Raw genomic sequence first — 16,485 nt, 5'->3', positions numbered from 1 at the left:
CGACGATCCGGCCGCCCGGAAAGCCGAAGGAGCAGGAAGATGAGCACGATCACCACCAGGGACGGCACCGAGATCTTCTACAAGGACTGGGGCCCGAAGGAGGCGCAGCCGATCGTCTTCCACCATGGCTGGCCGCTCAGCGCCGACGACTGGGACAACCAGATGCTGTTCTTCCTGCATCAGGGTTTCCGGGTGATCGCGCATGACCGCCGCGGCCATGGCCGCTCCAGCCAGACCGCGACCGGCAACGAGATGGACACCTACGCCGCCGATGTCGCCGAACTTGCCGCCCATCTGAACCTCAAGAACGCCGTCCATATCGGCCATTCCACCGGCGGCGGCGAGGTCGCTCACTATGTCGCCCGCGCCGAGCCCGGCCGCGTCGCCAAGGCGGTGCTGATCGGCGCGGTGCCGCCGGTCATGGTCAAGTCCGACAAGAATCCCGGCGGCCTGCCGATCGAGGTCTTCGACGGTTTTCGTGCCGCGCTCGTCGCCAACCGCGCCCAGTTCTATGTCGATATCCCGACCGGCCCGTTCTACGGCTTCAACCGCGAGGGCGCCAAGGTTTCGCAGGGCGTCATCGACAACTGGTGGCGGCAGGGCATGATGGGCGGCGCCAAGGCGCATTACGACTGCATCAAGGCCTTCTCCGAGACCGACTTCACCGAGGATCTCAAGACAATCGAAGTGCCGGTGCTGGTGATGCATGGCGACGACGACCAGATCGTCCCCTATGCCGACTCCGCCCCGCTCTCGGTCAAGCTGCTCAGGAACGGCACGCTGAAGACCTATGCCGGCCTGCCGCACGGCATGTGCACCACCCATCCCGAGGTGATCAACGCCGACCTGCTCGCCTTCATCAAGGGCTGAGGCGAGACGGAGGCTGAGCTTTCGGTCTCCACTCGTTCCGACAGGATTGCCGGCAGGGCCGCTATATTGGCCCTGCCGGCACTTTTTTGCGTACATGCCGGCCGCTGGCGGCGAACGGGCTGGCGATGACTCGGCATAGCGCTTAACGGGTCTTGCGTCGCAGCTCTGAACTCGTTCCCATGACCTCCCGTACCGCCACCGCAACCGGCGCCATCGCGATCCTGCTCTGGTCGACGCTGGCGCTGTTCACCGCCATGTCCGGGCGGGTGCCGCCATTCCAGCTCGTCGGCATGACCTTCGTCATCGGCGGCGTGCTGGTGCTGGCGATCGCGGCGATGCGGGGCCGCCTGCATCTGGCGCGGCCGACGCCGGCCTCCTTCTTGCTCGGGCTCTACGGGCCGTTCGGCGACACCGCGCTCTACTATGCCGCGGTGAAGACGGCGCCGGCGGCCGAGGCCAACCTGATCCATTATCTCTGGCCGCTCCTGATCGTGCTGTTCGCGGCGCTGCTGCCGGGTGGGGGGCTCAAGGCCCGCCATCTTGTCGGGGCACTGATCGGCCTCGCCGCCACCGCGCTGCTGATCTCCGGCAGTCTCGGCTCAGGCGCCGGTATACAGCTCGGCCATGCGCTGGCGGCACTCGGCGCCTTCGTCTGGGCGAGCTATTCGGTGCTGTCGCGGCGTTTCGCCGGGGTGCCGTCGGAGAGTCTGGCCATCACCATGCTCGGCTGCGCCATTCCAGCCTTCGCCTGCCATCTTGCCTTCGAGACGACCTTATGGACGCCGAACGCGGTCGAATGGGGCGGCGTGCTCGGCCTCGGTCTCGGCTCGATCGGGCTCGCCTTCATCTGCTGGGACATCGGCATGAAGAAGGGCGACGTCGCTTTCCTCGGCGTCGCCTCCTATGCCGCGCCGGTGCTCTCGACCGTGATCCTGGTCATCGCCGGCTATGCGGCCGCGAGCTGGCTGCTGGCCGTATCCTGTGTGCTGATCGTCGTCGGCGCGCTGGTCGCGAGCTTCGGGCCGGCCGCTCGGGGCGCCGAACCGAAAGCGGCCAGCAGCTAGGCTCAGATGTCGAGGATCCGGGTCTCGTAGGCGTAGACTGTGCGGAAGCCGAGCCGCTTGTACATCTCGAAGGCGAGACCATTGCTCTGGTCGACCTGGAGGTAGGCCTGCGTGCAGCCCTGTGCTGCCGCCCAGCCCATCAGCCCCAGCATCATCTGCTTGCCGAGGCCCCTGCCGCGCAAGGCTTCGTCGACGATCACCGCGCCGATCTCGGCCATGCCGCGCTCGGCGACGCTCATCGCATAGGCAGCCGGGCGCCCCTCATGCAGCAGTGTCGCGAAGGCGGCGGGGACGCGCACGCCGGAGACGATCGCGGCAAGATGGTCGCGGTTGCGCTTCGCGCCGGTCTGGTGGCTGCAGACGCCATCGATCCAGGCATCGTCGGCCAGCGCGGTCGTGAGCATGCCTGGAACAGGCGTATGCAGGCCGGGATCGAGCTCAGCGACCATGCCGAAGGAGGCAGTCTCGATCCGGTAGCCGCGCGCGGCGAAACGCCGGCGGGCCTCCTCGGCGACCAGCGGCGTGAAGCGGATGCGCGGCGGCAACCCGGCCTGGCGATAGAGGCCCTCGACGAAGGCCAGCGTCGCCTCGTCCATGTCGCCGCCCTCGCGCAGCGAGGAGGCCGAGTTGGCGCGGCCGGAATAGCCATTGGCGAAGCGCACCACCCATTGATCGACGACGAGCGTGGTCGGCGCCGGCCAGGCGTTGACGATGCGGGTCTCGCAGGCGCCGACCAGCGCCATATCGATGACAGGCTTGTCCATGGTCAGCCTCCGGCGGGCCGTGGCGTTGGCCGCCAGTCCGGCGGGGCCATCTCGAAGCCGGAAAAGGCGAAGCCCGGCGCGACCGTGCAGCCGACCAGAGTCCAGGCGCCGAGCGAGGTCGCGCTCTGCCAGTGCCCGGCCGGCACGACGATCTGCGGCCGCTGGCCGGCGGCAAGGTCCTTGCCGAGATGATGCGCCGAGGCGTCATGCCCGTTCGGCGAGAGCGTGATCACCAGCGGCGCTCCGGCGTAATGGTGCCAGATCTCGGCAGCGTCGACGCGATGCCATTCCGAGGTCTCGCCGACATCGAGCAGATAGTAGATCGCGGTCGAGAAGCCGCGCCCCTCCGGTCCGGCGGGATCGCGGAAGGTCTCGCGATAGTGCCCGCCCTCGGGATGGGGCTTCAGCTCAAGCAGGCGGATGACCTCGGCGGCGCTGAGGCCGCTCAACGTGTTCATCTGACTTCAGAACCTGTTCTTGGCCTCGCGCAGCGCGGCGAAGACCTCGCCGGCCGGCTTGCCGACGATGCCGAGTGTCGCAGCGAGGGCCGGTTCCTCGGCGCGGAAGAACGGATTGGTCGCCCGCTCCTCGCCGATCGTCGTCACCGCCCAGAAGCGCCCCTCGGCCTTGGCCGCCTCAGCCTCGGCGAGGCGCGCCGCGACGGCGGCATTGCTCGGGTCCATGGCCGCAGCGAAGCGGGCATTCGAGAGCGTGTAGTCATGGCCGGTGATCAGCGTGGTCGCGTCCGGGAGCGCCATGATGCGCGAGAGCGAGGTCCACATCGCCTCCATCTTGCCGGGCATGACGCGGCCGCAACCCATGACGAAGATGACGTCGCCGACGAGAGCGAGCTTGGCGCTTTCGCCGATGAAGCTGACATGCCCGTCGGCATGGCCGGGTGTCGCCCAGGTCTCGAATTCGTAGCCGCCGACCGAGACGCGATCGCCTTCGCCTAGGACGACATCGACGGGTGTGCCGCTGCGAGCGGCTGCCGGTGCGAACACCTTGGCGCCGGTCGCCTGCTTCAGCGCGGCGATGCCCTGGACATGGTCGGCATGCTCATGCGTGACCAGCACCTGGTTGATCGTCCAGCCCTTGGCCTTGGCGGCCGCGAGCACCTCGTTCGCATCGGGAACGTCGACGGTGGCGCAGGCGCCGGTGGCGGGGTCGCGCAGCAGCGCGCCGGCATTGTCGCTGAGCGTGCGGAAGACATGGATGTCGAGCGGCATGGGAGAACTCCGGCAGTCGGCGGTCGAGGTGACTGCTTGCCGCATGCGTCCCTCGGTATCAAGACAATCCGGCACGTGACTGCCACCGCGTGACGACTGGCGCGCGAGCGCCACCCTTGCGCTCTTGCCCCTGCTGAGCCATCTCCGTCGGCATGGCCTTGGATGTCGTTGACCTGCGCAGCTTCTATGCCAGCCCGCTCGGGCATGTGGCACGGCGGACCGTCGGCCGGGTGATGCTGAGGCTCTGGCCGGATTGCCGGCGCCAGCGCCTTCTGGGCCTGGGATACGCCACGCCTTATCTGCCGCTGCTCGGCGTCGAGGCCGAGCGGGTCATCGCTTTCATGCCGGCGGCGCAGGGCGTGGTGAACTGGCCGTCGCCCGGGCTCTCCGCCTCCGCTCTGGTCGAGCCGACCCTGCTGCCGCTGCCAACCGCCTCGGTCGACCGGGTGCTGCTGGTGCACGCGCTCGAGGAGACCGAAAGTCCCGAGGATCTGCTGGAAGAGATTTCGCGGGTGCTGAGTCCGGGCGGGCGGCTGATCGTCGTCGTGCCGAACCGGCGCGGCCTGTGGGCGCGGATGGATACGACGCCCTTCGGCCATGGCCGGCCCTTCAGCCGTTCGCAGATCGAGGCCTTGATGCGCCGGGCCATGTTCTCGCCCGAGCACTGGGCCGAGGCGCTCTATGTCCCGCCGCTGCGCCGGCGCCTGTTCATGCGCTCGGCCATGGCCTGGGAGAAGGTCGGAGCCGGCCTGTCGCTGCCCTTCGCCGGCGTCTACGTCATCGATGCGACCAAGCAGTTCTACCGGCGCGCGCCCTTGCGCGCGACGCGGCGCAGCTTCGCCTTCCGGCCGGTCCTGCTGCCGCAGGGCCACCCTTCAAGCCGATTGCCGCGGCAGGATGAAGCGAAGATGCCGGCGGGTTGACAATTTCGCCGGGGCGCGGCCAAGGTCCGCCGCCTTTTTGACCGTTCCGTCGCCGCGACCCCTGGCGGCCGATGCTGCCGCCTCTTCCCTGGGAAAGCGGGACCTGATCTGGATGTCGATGCGAAGCTATCTCGATTTTGAAAAGCCGGTTGCCGAATTGGAGGCGAAGGCGGATGAACTGCGCGCGCTCGACGGCAAGGGCGACGGTTATTCGCTCGCCGAGGAGGTCGGCAAGCTCGAAGCCAAGGCCTCGCAAGCCCTGAAGGACCTCTATGGCGCCCTGACGCCCTGGCAGAAGACGCTGGTGGCGCGCCATCCGCAGCGCCCGCACTTCCTCGACTATTGCTCGACCCTGATCGACGAGTTCACGCCGATGGCGGGCGACCGCGCCTTCGGCGAGGACGAGGCGATCGTCGGCGGCTTCGGCCGCTTCCGCGGCGAGCCGGTCTGCGTCATCGGCCAGGAGAAGGGCAACTCGACCGAGACCCGCATCAAGCATAATTTCGGCATGCCCAAGCCCGAAGGCTACCGCAAGGCGGTGCGCCTGATGGAGCTGGCCGACCGGTTCGGCCTGCCGGTGCTGAGCTTCATCGACACCGCCGGCGCCTATCCCGGCATCGAGGCCGAGGAGCGCGGCCAGGCCGAGGCGATCGCGCGTTCGACCGAGACATGCCTTGCCCTGCGCACGCCGAGCGTCGCGCTGGTGATCGGCGAGGGCGGTTCGGGCGGGGCCATCGCGATCGCGGCTGCGAGCAGGGTGCTGATGCTCGAGCATGCGATCTATTCGGTGATCTCGCCGGAAGGCGCGGCCTCGATCCTCTGGCGCGACACGGCGCGCGCCCAGGATGCGGCGACCGGCATGAAGATCACCGCCCAGGATCTGCTGCGCTTCGGTGTGATCGACAGGATCGTCACCGAGCCGACCGGCGGTGCCCATCGCGATCCCCAGGGCGCGATCGAGCGGGCCGGTGCGGCGATCGAGGCGGCGCTGTCCGAATTCGCCGGGCTCGGCGCCGACGAGATCGTCGATCGGCGGGCGCAGAAATACCTGGCGATCGGCCGGGCGCTGTAGCCCTGCCGATTGTGCGCAAGCGGGCGTTCGGCCCGGAAGGCGCTTTACCGCGGCTTCACCATATGGCCATCTGCGAGCCCCCTGTGGTAAGGAACGGTCAAGGCTAACGATCCTGCAACCAGTCGACGGGCATAATTTGGCCGCGTTGTCTGAGGCATTGTCGGCTTTGACGCGTCCGCGCGAAATGGGATTGACGACGTGGCTGTGAGACATTTCGCGCTGGCGGCGCTCCTTGGCCTCAGTTTGGCAGCCTGCGAAGAAGACCGCTATCGCGGCTCCGCGCGCCACAACATCCCGATTCCGTCGGCGACCTATACGTTGATGTCCGAGAAGGGCATGAGCAAGAGCCAGCCCATCGTGATTCGCTCCTATAAGAAGGAGTCGGAGCTCGAGATCTGGAAGAAGCGCGCCGACGGCAAGTACGCGCTGCTCAAGACCTTCCCGATGTGCCGCTGGTCCGGCCAGCTCGGCCCGAAGGTGCGCGAGGGCGATCGCATGGCGCCGGAAGGCTTCTACGCCATCAGCCCGGCGCAGATGAACCCGAACTCGTCGTTCTACGTCTCGTTCAACATGGGCTATCCCAACGCCTATGACCGGGCGCATGGCCGCACCGGCGCGCATCTGATGGTGCATGGCGCCTGCTCCTCGGCCGGCTGCTACTCGATGACCGACGACCAGATCGGCGAGATCTACGCGCTGGTGCGCGAGGCCCAGAATGGCGGGCAGCGTGCCGTTCAGATGCAGGCTTACCCCTTCCGGATGACGGCGGAGAACCTCGCCAAGCACCGGCTCGATCCGAACATCGCCTTCTGGAAGAACCTGAAGGAAGGCTCTGATTTCTTCGAGGTGGCCAAGGACGAGCCTTCGGTTTCGGTGGCCGGCGGGCGCTACGCCTTCAATCGCGACGGCGTCCAGGTCGATCCCTCGCTGACGCAGGCGATCGCGCAGAAGCGCCAGCAGGACGAGATCCAAGTCGCGGCGCTGGTGTCCAAGGGCACGCCCGCAGTCAAGCTGATCTATGACGACGGCGACCAGCATTCCTCGTTCAAGCGCCAGCTCGCCCAGTCCGGCGCCGATTCCTTGAACAGGTCGGTCGCCTGGGGCTCGCGGGATGTCGGCATCAGCCGCGTCGATTCGCTGATCGGCCCGCGCGTCGTCGTGCTCGACGACAAGGGCCGCACCAAGGCGACCGTCCGGGCCGAATCGGCTGATAACGACGCCGTGCTCGCTGCGGTCAGCAGCGCGCAGGTGGAGGAAGCCAAGCCGGTCGTCGCCGCTGCCGCGCCGGCCAAGCCTGCGGCTGTCCAACCCGCCGCCAAGCCGGTGAGCGATGCAGCGGCGCAGGTTGCCAAGGCGACCCCGGGCGAGGCCACCGCTGCTCCGATCCAGACGGCTTCGGCCGAGCCCGCGCAGCCCTCCTTCTATCAGCGCGCGCTGAGCTTCGTGCCGCTGCTCGGTGGCTCCTCCGAGCCGAAGGAGCAGACGCCGATTGCCTCGACCGTGCCGGAGGCGCCGCAGACGGTGACTGTGCCGCTGCCGCCGCGGCGGGCCTCGACCCTGCGGACCTCGCAGCTCCAGCAGCCCGATGCCGTCTATGCGAGCCAGCCGACGGTGCGCTGAGCAGCCTGCAAATCGTCTGATGTAAAAAAGTCACGCCCGCGGCCGGCAATGGCCGCGGGTGCTTTTCTAGGCGCGGAACGCGCCGAAACCGGCAGGTTTGCCTACTGACGCGGCAGACTGCCAAAAAGCTCATCTTGCCGATATTGCGGCTGCGAAGGCCTAATCGTGGCGAATGCATGACCAGAGTCGTGCAGGGATCTCGATGGAGTTCGCGATGGCTGCCTTGAAGACTTCCGGCTTGCTGACGGGCTTTGCGCTTTCGATGGCGCTGACGGTTTCGGGCGCGGCGCTCGCCTCCGACCTGCCGAGCAAGAAGGGCACACCGCCCGCGCCGGTGGCACCGAGCATTACCTGGTTCGACATCGCCGTCAGCGTGAAGGGTATGACGGACTATAATTTCCGCGGCATCTCGCAGACGGACCGCAAGCCGGCGATCCAGGGCGGCGCCGAGCTGCAATTCTACGACAATCTGGTCTATGCCGGCGTCTATGCCTCGAATGTCGACCTGGCGACGCGTCCGCCGGCCGAAATCGACTTCTATGCCGGCATCCGGCCGAAATTTGGCCCGGTCACCGTCGATGTCGGCGTCTGGCAGTACTATTATCCCAGCGAGAAGCAGTTCATCGATACGGCCGGCGTCTACTGGACGCCGCGGAACACAGACTACACTGAGGTCTACGGCAAGCTGAGCTACAATTTCGAGGACAAGCTGATCCTCGGTGCCAACGTCTTCTACGCTTGGGACTGGCTCGGCACCGGCGCGAGCGGCACCTATGCCTCGGTGACGGCGAAGTACAACCTGCCCTTCCTGGAAGGCCTCTCGGTCTCCGGCGAGTTCGGCCATTACTGGCTCGGAACGACCAATCTGGCGATCTGGTCGACGGTGCCGCCGACCAACCTGCCCGACTACGCCTACTGGAACGCCGGTGTGTCCTACACTTGGAAGAACCTGACGGCGGATGTGCGCTACCACGACACCAACCTGTCGAAGGGCGATTGCTTCCTGCTGACCGCCGATCCGCGCGGCGTCAGCTCCGGCTCGGGGCGCTCGAAATGGTGCGCCCCGACGGTGGTGGCGACGCTCTCCTTCGACATCACGGCCAGCAGTGTCGGCATCTTCGCGCCGAAGTGAGCGCCTTAGCCGCGCAGACCGCTTCAGGGCCGCTCGCGAGAGCGGCCCTTTTTCATGCCGGTTGCGGCGGCGACGCTATCGCGCCAGCGAGGCCTTCATGTAGTTGCGCGGCGCAATGCCCAGCCGTCGTCTGAACATGGTCGTGAACGCCGCGACATTGTCATAGCCCGCCAGCATGGCGGCTTGCGTGACCGGCATGCCTTCCGCCAGCCGAGGCAGGCAGGCGAACAGGCTGGCCTGCTGGCGCCAGGCGACGAAGCTGAGGCCGGTCTCGCGCTGGAAGAGCCGGGTGAAGGTCCGCCGACTCATCGCGAGCTTCGCGGCCCAGTCGTCGAGGCGCTCATTGACCGAGGGGGCGGCCATATAGGCACGGCAGAGGGCGGAAAGCCGCCTGTCGGCAGGGATGGGCAGGCCGAGCGGCCGGATCGGCAGCGCGGCGATCTCGGCCGTCAGCAGATCCAGGACGAGCGCGAGCTTGCGATGGCCGGGCGGCATGTCGCGCAGGCGGATCGCTTCGACGATCAGCGCGTGCGCGAGATCGGTGACGCCGAGCACCTGCAGCATGCGCTCCGCCAGGTCGTCGTCGCCGGTGAGGAGATAGACCGACTTGATGCTGACATCGCTCAGCATCTCCACCGCGTGCTGCAGCCGGGCAGGGATGAGCAGGCCATGGCCCGGCGGGATCATCCAGCTGCCACGCTCGGTGTTGATTTGGACCACGCCGGAGAAGGCGCAGAGAAGCTGGATTTGGCGATGACTGTGCAGCGGTATCGTATAGCCGGCGGGGTTGTCGGAGACGCGGACCAGAACATCGCCGTCGGCGTCGGAAACCGTGCCGTGGATCTGGCGATGGTCGGAATGGAGGGCCTCGACCTGTGGCTGCGGCAGCTTTCTCATCGAATGGCCCGAATGCGAAAGAATTAGACCGGAACACGAAAGCAGGTCACGAGCAAGCCCTGTAGAAGGAGCGCCGCTGAAGGTCCGCACGCGGGGATAACGCCATGGTTGCAACGATCGAGGGGAGCCGTCCCCGCTTCGAGAAGACGACGATCTCCGTCCTGCTGGCGGTGAGCTTCTGCCACCTCCTGAACGATGTCATGCAGTCGCTGCTGGCCTCGCTCTACCCGCTGTTCAAAGCCAATTACGCGCTGGATTTCGTTCAGATCGGCCTGTTGACCATGGCCTTCCAGGTCACTGCCTCGCTGCTGCAGCCGGTCGTCGGGATGGTGACCGATCGCTGGCCGATGCCCTATTCGGCACCGGCGGGCATGGCCTCGACCTTCGGCGGCCTGGTCCTGCTCGGCAATGCCCACAACTTCGCGGTGCTGATCGTCGCGGCCTGCCTGATCGGCCTGGGCTCGGCGATCTTCCATCCGGAGGCGTCGCGGATCGCGCGACTCGCCTCGGGCGGGCGGCACGGCCTGGCCCAGTCGCTGTTCCAGGTCGGCGGCAATCTCGGCTCGGCACTGGGGCCGCTGCTGGCCGCCTTCATCGTACTGCCCTTCGGCCAGGGCAGCGTCGCCTGGCTCTCGGTCATCGCTATGGCGGGCGTCGTCGTCCTGACCCGGGTCGGGGCCTGGTATGCCGCCCATCGCCGGGCGCAGGCCGGGCGTCCGCCGGCGAGCCGTACGCTGCCGCTGCCGGGCGGGCGCGTCGCCTTCGCCTTGTTCGTGCTGGTGCTGCTGACCGCGACCAAGAACGTCTACATGGCGAGCATCTCCAGCTACTTCACCTTCTACGTCATCGAGCAGTTCCAGCTCGGCTTCCGCGACGCGCAGTTGATGCTGTTCCTGTTCCTCGGCGCGGCGGCGGTCGGCACCTTCGCCGGCGGGCCGATCGGCGACCGTTTCGGCGCGCGCTTCGTGATCTGGTTCTCGATCCTCGGCGTCATCCCGTTCGCGCTGCTCTTGCCCTATGCCAACCTGTTCTGGACCGGCGTCCTCAGCGTGATGATCGGGCTGGTCTTCGCCTCGGCCTTCTCGGCGATCGTGGTGTTCGCGCAGGAGCTGGTGCCGGGCCGCGTCGGGCTGATCGCCGGCATGTTCTTCGGCTTTGCCTTCGGCGCGGGCGGGCTGGGCGCGGCCTTCCTCGGCGGCTTCGCCGACGCCTATGGCATCACCTTCGTCTACAAGGTCTGTTCCTACCTGCCGCTGCTGGGACTATTGACGATCCTGCTGCCGAGGTTGCCACGGCGGGCACTGGGCTGATCGCTACGGCGCAAGAGCGACGAGGAAATCCCGCTGCTCCGCCGTCAGCAGGCGCAGCGGGATCATGACTGGCTGGCCCGCGTTGAGATGCAGCAGCAGCAGGAGGCCGTCTGAGTTGCTGGCCTTGCGGATCGCGCTACGCCCGATGAAGCTGCGCAGCCCGTTGCGGCGGAACCGGAGGCCGCGCTGCGTCGCCAGCAAGCATGTGCCATTCCACTCCGTCTCGAAGGCGGCATAGGCCGCCTTCCGCCGTCGCCTGTCGGCGATGCCCGCTGCCAAGCCCGGCGCGCTCATGCCGATCCAGTACGCTGCGAAGCAGAGCGCGGCGATGCCGGCACTGGAGCGGGCCGTGACGATGCCGCCGGCGATCGCGAGCAGGGTCGCGCCGATCGCGACGGCGAAGCCCAGTCCGATGAAGGCGGGCCAGCCTTCCCAGATCGTCGGCCTGGCCTCGGCGAGGGTTTCCTGCGCCAGCAGCGCGTCGAATCGGGCAAGCTCCTCCTCGGTATAGTCGAGCGTGAGCGCGATATGCGCTGGTCCGGCGGTTTCGTCTGCTGTCGGCATGGCCGGCGGCCCTCGCTGTCGGGAGTTCATGGTCCCTTGCCATAGCGAGAGCAGGTCTCGCGACCATCGTGCTCTTGCTGGTGTGGCCATCGGGAGTTCCGGCATGGCAGGTTGGCGGTTCCCGATAGTCGGAGTTCTGCCTTGTCCGAAACAGCCATTGCCGCTTCAGCCGGTGCGATTGCCACTGCGCGGCTGAGCCTGACACCTCTGGCGCCGCCGTCCATGGGGGCCGCGCCGCGCGACCTCGCGGAAGCCTATGCGGTGCGCGATGCAGTCCATGCGCGCCTTGCCGAAAGCCGCTTTGGCGCGCGGATCGGCTGGAAGATCGGCTGCACCACGCCGGTGATGCAGGCCTATCTCGGCATCGCCCACCCCTGCGCGGCCGGACTCTTCGCCGGCACCACGCATCGCGGCGATGCCAGGCTTCGGCATGGCGACTTCGTCAAGGTCGGAGTCGAGTGCGAGATCACGGTGCGGCTGGCGAGCGATCTGCCGGAAGGGCCCTTCACGACCGAGAGCGTCCGCAGTGCGGTCGGAGCGGTGATGGCGGCGATCGAGATCGTCGACGACCGCTATGTCGACTGGCAGGGAACGGGCACGCCGATGCTGGTCGCGGACGATTTCTTCGCCGCCGGGGCCGTGCTCGGCCGCGAGCATGACCCGGCGGCGCTGCCTGACCTTGCGACGTTGCGCGGGCGGGTCCTGATTGATGGGATCGAAGCCGGTGTCGGTGTCGGCGCCGACGTGCTCGGCCATCCCTATGCGGCATTGGCCTGGCTGGCGGAGCACGCCAGCGAGCGCGGGATGCCACTGCTGGCCGGCGAGACCGTCCTGCTCGGCAGCCTCGTACGAACGCAATGGGTCAGTGCCGGTGCGAGCGTCCGGATCGAGATCGATGCGCTCGGCGCGGTCGAGGCCAATTTCGCCTGAAGTCCGCGCCGGAGGATCGCTCCGGCGCTGCGGTCAGACGAACTGGCCGTGGCAGTGCTTGAACTTCTTGCCGGAGCCGCAGGGGCAGAGCTCGTTGCGGCCGACCTTGCCCCAGCTCGCGGGATCGGCCGGGTTGCGCTCGGCCACGGCGAGGTCGCCATCGGTCGCGGCGAATTGCGGCTGGCCGGCGAAGAAACCGGCGGGGGGCGGGGGTAGGGCATCGTTACCGCCCTGGTCGAAGCCCTGACCGTCTTCCGGCGGCTGGTCGAAGCGGACCTCGACGCGCATCAGATTGCCGGTGACCTGCTCGCGCAGACGGCCGATCAAACTGTCGAAGAGCTCGAAGGCTTCCTGCTTGTACTCGTTCAGCGGGTCGCGCTGGGCATAGCCGCGCCAGCCGATGACCTGGCGCAGATGGTCGAGCGTGACCAGGTGCTCGCGCCAGAGATGGTCGAGCGTCTGCAGCAGCACCTGCTTCTCGATATAGGTCATCACCTCTTCGGTGTTGCGCTCGATGCGCGCCGTATAGTCCTCGTCGGCGAGCTTGCGGATGCGCTCGCGCAGTTCGGCGTCGGCGATGCCCTCTTCCTTGGCCCAGTCCTCAATCGGCAGTTCGAGGTTGAGATAGGTCGCGACGTCCTCGCGCAGGCCGGCGGCATCCCACTGTTCGGGATAGGCGTCTTCGGGGATGCGGCGCGAGACGGTGTCCTCGACGACGCCGTGGCGCATGTCGTCGATGGTTTCGCGCACGCTTGCCGCGCGCATGAAGTCGCGGCGCTGCTCGAACACGACCTTGCGCTGGTCGTTCATGACGTCGTCGTATTTCAGGATGTTCTTGCGGATGTCGAAATTGCGCGCCTCGACCTTGCCCTGCGCCTTCTCGACCGCCTTGTTGATCCAGGGATGGACGATGGCCTCGTCCTCCTGCAGGCCGAGCTTCTGCAGCATGCCGTCCATCCGGTCGGAGCCGAAGATGCGCATCAGGTCGTCCTGCAGCGACAGGAAGAACTTGGAGCGGCCAGGGTCACCCTGGCGGCCGCCGCGGCCGCGCAGCTGGTTGTCGATGCGCCGGCTCTCATGGCGCTCGGTGCCGATGATATAGAGGCCACCCGGGCGGGTCATGGTCTTGGCCGGGCGCGAGCCCTTGGCCGGCTCGAGCTCGATTGTCTCGGAGGCGTTGAGCACGATCTCCTTGAAGCGGGCGACCTCGGCTTCGATCTCCTCGATCTTGGCCTGCTTCTCCGGCCCGTCCTCCATGCCGGCCGTCTCGATCGAGACGCGCATCTCGACGTTGCCGCCGAGTTTGATGTCGGTGCCGCGGCCGGCCATGTTGGTGGCGATGGTGATGGCGCCGGGGACGCCGGCCTCGGCGACGATGAAGGCCTCCTGCTCGTGGAAGCGGGCGTTCAGCACGGCGAACTGCTTGGTGCTCTTGCCGGTACGGGCGGCGGAGTAAAGGCTGTCGAGCGCGTTAGGCTGGCTGAAGTCGATCTGCTTGAAGCCGGCGGCGACCAGCATCTCGGCGATCTGCTCGGACTTCTCGATCGAGGCGGTGCCGACCAGCACCGGCTGCAGACGCTCGCTGGCGCGCTCCAGCTCCTTGATGATCGACTTCACCTTCTCCGGGAAGCTGCGATAGACCTCGTCGTCGTCATCGATACGGGCGACCGGGACATTGGTCGGGATCTCGACCACTTCGAGCTTGTAGATCTGCTCGAACTCGTCGGCTTCGGTGCCGGCCGTGCCGGTCATGCCGGCGAGCTTCTTGTAGAGGCGGAAATAGTTCTGGAAGGTGATCGAGGCGAGCGTCGCGTTCTCGGGCTGGACGGTGACGCTTTCCTTGGCCTCGAGCGCCTGGTGCAATCCTTCCGAATAGCGCCGGCCGGGCATCATGCGGCCGGTGAACTCGTCGATGATCACCACCTCGTCGTTGCGGACGATGTAGTCCTTGTCGCGCGTGAACAGCGAATGGGCGCGCAGCGCCTGGTTGACGTGGTGGACCAGGGTGACGTTGACGGAGTCGTAGAGGTCGCCTTCCTTGAGGAGGTCGGCTTCGCGCAGCAACTGCTCGATATGCTCGTTGCCGGCCTCGGTCAGCGCGACTGTGCGCTGCTTCTCGTCGACCTCGTAGTCGCCCTTGACCAGGCCGGGCAGGACCTTGTCGATCGCGACATAGAGGTCCGACTTGTCGTCGAGCGGGCCGGAAATGATCAGCGGCGTGCGGGCTTCGTCGATCAGGATCGAGTCGACCTCGTCGACGATCGCGAAATGGTGGCCGCGCTGGCTCATCTGCGCGACCTCATATTTCATGTTGTCGCGCAGATAGTCGAAGCCGAACTCGTTGTTGGTGCCGTAGGTGATGTCGCTGGCATAGGCGCGCTGGCGCTCCTCGTCGTCGAGGCCGTGGACGATGATGCCGAAGCTGAGCCCGAGGAAATTGTAGATCTTGCCCATCCACTCGGCGTCGCGGCGGGCGAGGTAGTCGTTGACGGTGACGACGTGGACGCCCTTGCCGGCGAGTGCGTTGAGATAGACCGGCAGGGTCGCGACCAGGGTCTTGCCTTCGCCGGTCTTCATCTCGGCGATCGAGCCCTCGTGCAGCACCATGCCGCCGATCAGCTGGACGTCGAAATGGCGCTGGCCGAGCACGCGCTTGGCGGCCTCGCGCACGGTGGCGAAGGCCGGCACCAGGAGGTCGTCGAGCTTGGCGCCGTCGGCGAGCTGCTGCCTGAAGGTTTCGGTGCGGGCGCGAAGAGCCTCGTCGGAGAGCTGGGACACCTCGGCTTCGAGCGCGTTGATCGCCGCGACGCGGGGTTGGTAGCCCTTCACCCGTCGATCGTTCGACGAGCCGAAGAGTTTCTTTGCAAGCGCGCCAAGCATGTCTGGCCTTTCAATAGCGAATCCGGCCTGCGCAGACAGCGCGACCGAAGCGGTAACCTCTAGAATTCACGCGCGTGTTTAGACGGGCGCAGGCGCGTGGTCCAGCACGCGCTCATCCGCGCGCATGTAGGGTCCGGCGAGGTGGGTTCCAAGAGGCTGGGCTGTGGCGTCGCCGGCTGCAGCACAGTGAACCATGCTTACCGGCTCGCGTTGATGTGCGATGCGCCGTCTTGCCAAGGCCGCGTTCTGCTGGCACTCAGCCGGCGAGATCGATCTTCGCGCCGTCCAGTCGAAAGGCCGCACCGATGTTGTCCTCCCGTCTCGCCTTGCTGTCGCTCGGCCTCGCGCTGGCCGTCGTGCCGGCCCTCGCACAGCAGGACAAGCCCGTCGCCAAGGTCGACGGCATCACCATCACCGAGGGCGACCTCAAGCTGGCCGAGGAGGATCTCGGCGAGCGTACCGCGCAGATGCCGGAGGAGCGCAAGCGCGAGGAGGTGATCAACTATCTGGTCGACCTCAAGCTCGGCGCCAAGGCCGCGGCCGCCGCCAAGGTCGGCGACGGGCCGGAATTCGCCAAGCGCCTCGCCTATAACCGGGACAAGCTGCTGCTCGACGAATACCTGACGGTCGAGGCCAAGAAGGCGGCGACGCCCGAGGCGGCCAAGAAGCTGTTCGACGACACCGTCAAGGCGATGAAGCCTGAGGAAGAGGTCCACGCCCGCCACATCCTGGTGCCCGAGGAGGCGCAGGCCAAGGCGGCGCTGGAGCGGGTGAAGAAGGGCGAGGACTTCGCCAAGGTCGCGGCCGAGCTCTCCAAGGATCCGGGCTCAGGCAAGGAGGGCGGCGATCTCGGCTGGTTCGCCAAGGACCGGATGGTGCCGGAATTTGCCGAGGCGGCCTTCAAGCTCGAGAAGGGCCAGGTCTCCGAGCCGGTGAAGAGCCAGTTCGGCTGGCATGTCATCAAGCTCGAGGACAAGCGCAGCAAGCCGCTGCCGAGCTTCGACGAGGTCAAGCCGCAGATCGACCAGTATCTGGTCCGCAAGGCACAGCAGGACATCATTGTCGCGCTGCGCGACAAGGCCAAGGTCGAGCGTCTCGACAAGCCGGCCGCTCCGGCGACGCCCGCGACCCCGGCTCCGGCCGAGCCGAAGAAGCCCTGATCGGCCACGATTTTCATCGTACCGTCGTGATGCGCCCGGGCCATGCCCGGGCGTTTGCTTTTGGAGGGGC

15 protein-coding genes are annotated in these 16,485 nt (G+C 67.1%); 9 read left to right on the top strand and 6 right to left on the bottom strand.

The annotated features are described in order from the left end of the window. Positions 1-39 precede the first annotated feature (39 nt). Complete coding sequence (locus AC1DS0_RS23705; protein WP_476816696.1) at positions 40-870, top strand: alpha/beta fold hydrolase; 831 nt, start codon at positions 40-42, stop codon at positions 868-870. 179 nt (positions 871-1,049) lie between these two features. Continuing rightward, positions 1,050-1,934, top strand: a complete 885-nt coding sequence (gene yddG / locus AC1DS0_RS23700; protein ID WP_476816695.1) for an aromatic amino acid exporter YddG — start codon at positions 1,050-1,052, stop codon at positions 1,932-1,934. Positions 1,935-1,936: 2 nt separating this feature from the next. On the opposite strand, the gene AC1DS0_RS23695 is transcribed toward yddG, so the two are convergent. The 3 genes from AC1DS0_RS23695 to gloB are packed head-to-tail and all read right to left on the bottom strand — an operon-like array spanning position 1,937 to position 3,927. Further along, complete coding sequence (locus AC1DS0_RS23695) at positions 1,937-2,698, bottom strand: GNAT family N-acetyltransferase (RefSeq protein WP_476816694.1); 762 nt, start codon at positions 2,696-2,698, stop codon at positions 1,937-1,939. A gap of 2 nt (positions 2,699-2,700) precedes the next feature. Next, entirely contained in the window at positions 2,701-3,156 is a 456-nt protein-coding gene (locus tag AC1DS0_RS23690) for a cupin domain-containing protein (protein WP_346362594.1), read from the bottom strand. 6 nt (positions 3,157-3,162) lie between these two features. Next, complete coding sequence (gene gloB, locus AC1DS0_RS23685; protein ID WP_476816693.1) at positions 3,163-3,927, bottom strand: hydroxyacylglutathione hydrolase; 765 nt, start codon at positions 3,925-3,927, stop codon at positions 3,163-3,165. A 152-nt stretch (positions 3,928-4,079) separates the two neighbouring features. Here gloB and AC1DS0_RS23680 point away from each other — a divergent pair, with 152 nt between their 5' ends. The 4 genes from AC1DS0_RS23680 (at position 4,080) to AC1DS0_RS23665 (ending at position 8,674) form a co-directional block, all read left to right on the top strand. Then, on the top strand, positions 4,080-4,850 hold the full coding sequence (locus AC1DS0_RS23680; protein WP_476816692.1) for a class I SAM-dependent methyltransferase: 771 nt from the start codon (positions 4,080-4,082) through the stop codon (positions 4,848-4,850). A gap of 118 nt (positions 4,851-4,968) precedes the next feature. Next, on the top strand, positions 4,969-5,922 hold the full coding sequence (locus tag AC1DS0_RS23675) for an acetyl-CoA carboxylase carboxyltransferase subunit alpha (protein WP_476816737.1): 954 nt from the start codon (positions 4,969-4,971) through the stop codon (positions 5,920-5,922). A 198-nt stretch (positions 5,923-6,120) separates the two neighbouring features. Continuing rightward, complete coding sequence (locus AC1DS0_RS23670) at positions 6,121-7,542, top strand: L,D-transpeptidase family protein (protein ID WP_476816691.1); 1,422 nt, start codon at positions 6,121-6,123, stop codon at positions 7,540-7,542. A gap of 214 nt (positions 7,543-7,756) precedes the next feature. Continuing rightward, positions 7,757-8,674, top strand: a complete 918-nt coding sequence (locus AC1DS0_RS23665) for a TorF family putative porin (RefSeq protein WP_476816690.1) — start codon at positions 7,757-7,759, stop codon at positions 8,672-8,674. A 75-nt stretch (positions 8,675-8,749) separates the two neighbouring features. Here the strand turns inward: AC1DS0_RS23665 and AC1DS0_RS23660 are convergent, their stop codons facing one another. Beyond that, on the bottom strand, positions 8,750-9,571 hold the full coding sequence (locus AC1DS0_RS23660; protein ID WP_476816689.1) for an AraC family transcriptional regulator: 822 nt from the start codon (positions 9,569-9,571) through the stop codon (positions 8,750-8,752). 104 nt (positions 9,572-9,675) lie between these two features. Between AC1DS0_RS23660 and AC1DS0_RS23655 the strand changes: the two genes are divergently transcribed. Beyond that, positions 9,676-10,881: an MFS transporter gene (locus AC1DS0_RS23655; RefSeq protein ID WP_476816688.1), complete on the top strand. Its 1,206-nt coding sequence runs from the start codon at positions 9,676-9,678 to the stop codon at positions 10,879-10,881. Between the two features lie 3 nt (positions 10,882-10,884). Here AC1DS0_RS23655 and AC1DS0_RS23650 read toward each other — a convergent pair whose 3' ends face one another. After that, on the bottom strand, positions 10,885-11,445 hold the full coding sequence (locus AC1DS0_RS23650) for a hypothetical protein (protein ID WP_476816687.1): 561 nt from the start codon (positions 11,443-11,445) through the stop codon (positions 10,885-10,887). Between the two features lie 141 nt (positions 11,446-11,586). Between AC1DS0_RS23650 and AC1DS0_RS23645 the strand changes: the two genes are divergently transcribed. Then, positions 11,587-12,375, top strand: a complete 789-nt coding sequence (locus AC1DS0_RS23645; protein WP_476816686.1) for a 2-keto-4-pentenoate hydratase — start codon at positions 11,587-11,589, stop codon at positions 12,373-12,375. Between the two features lie 33 nt (positions 12,376-12,408). Here AC1DS0_RS23645 and secA read toward each other — a convergent pair whose 3' ends face one another. Beyond that, positions 12,409-15,255, bottom strand: coding sequence for a preprotein translocase subunit SecA (secA, locus tag AC1DS0_RS23640; RefSeq protein WP_476816685.1), 2,847 nt, complete (start codon positions 15,253-15,255; stop codon positions 12,409-12,411). A gap of 305 nt (positions 15,256-15,560) precedes the next feature. Between secA and AC1DS0_RS23635 the strand changes: the two genes are divergently transcribed. Next, on the top strand, positions 15,561-16,415 hold the full coding sequence (locus AC1DS0_RS23635) for a peptidylprolyl isomerase (protein WP_476816684.1): 855 nt from the start codon (positions 15,561-15,563) through the stop codon (positions 16,413-16,415). Positions 16,416-16,485 lie beyond the last annotated feature (70 nt).

The organism is Allobosea sp. P4_H5 (assembly GCF_056400825.1).
Note: the sequence above shows the minus strand (reverse complement) of the source record. Positions and strands in the feature narration are given on the sequence as shown.

Coding starts and splice junctions, on each gene's coding strand:
- AC1DS0_RS23690 (WP_346362594.1), bottom strand. CDS start 3,156: ATGAACACGTTGAGCGGCCTCAGCGCCGCCGAGGTCATCCGCCTGCTT.
- AC1DS0_RS23680 (WP_476816692.1), top strand. CDS start 4,080: ATGGCCTTGGATGTCGTTGACCTGCGCAGCTTCTATGCCAGCCCGCTC.
- AC1DS0_RS23650 (WP_476816687.1), bottom strand. CDS start 11,445: ATGCCGACAGCAGACGAAACCGCCGGACCAGCGCATATCGCGCTCACG.
- AC1DS0_RS23705 (WP_476816696.1), top strand. CDS start 40: ATGAGCACGATCACCACCAGGGACGGCACCGAGATCTTCTACAAGGAC.
- AC1DS0_RS23665 (WP_476816690.1), top strand. CDS start 7,757: ATGGCTGCCTTGAAGACTTCCGGCTTGCTGACGGGCTTTGCGCTTTCG.
- gloB (WP_476816693.1), bottom strand. CDS start 3,927: ATGCCGCTCGACATCCATGTCTTCCGCACGCTCAGCGACAATGCCGGC.
- AC1DS0_RS23635 (WP_476816684.1), top strand. CDS start 15,561: ATGTTGTCCTCCCGTCTCGCCTTGCTGTCGCTCGGCCTCGCGCTGGCC.
- AC1DS0_RS23655 (WP_476816688.1), top strand. CDS start 9,676: ATGGTTGCAACGATCGAGGGGAGCCGTCCCCGCTTCGAGAAGACGACG.
- AC1DS0_RS23695 (WP_476816694.1), bottom strand. CDS start 2,698: ATGGACAAGCCTGTCATCGATATGGCGCTGGTCGGCGCCTGCGAGACC.
- yddG (WP_476816695.1), top strand. CDS start 1,050: ATGACCTCCCGTACCGCCACCGCAACCGGCGCCATCGCGATCCTGCTC.
- secA (WP_476816685.1), bottom strand. CDS start 15,255: ATGCTTGGCGCGCTTGCAAAGAAACTCTTCGGCTCGTCGAACGATCGA.
- AC1DS0_RS23675 (WP_476816737.1), top strand. CDS start 4,969: ATGCGAAGCTATCTCGATTTTGAAAAGCCGGTTGCCGAATTGGAGGCG.
- AC1DS0_RS23660 (WP_476816689.1), bottom strand. CDS start 9,571: ATGAGAAAGCTGCCGCAGCCACAGGTCGAGGCCCTCCATTCCGACCAT.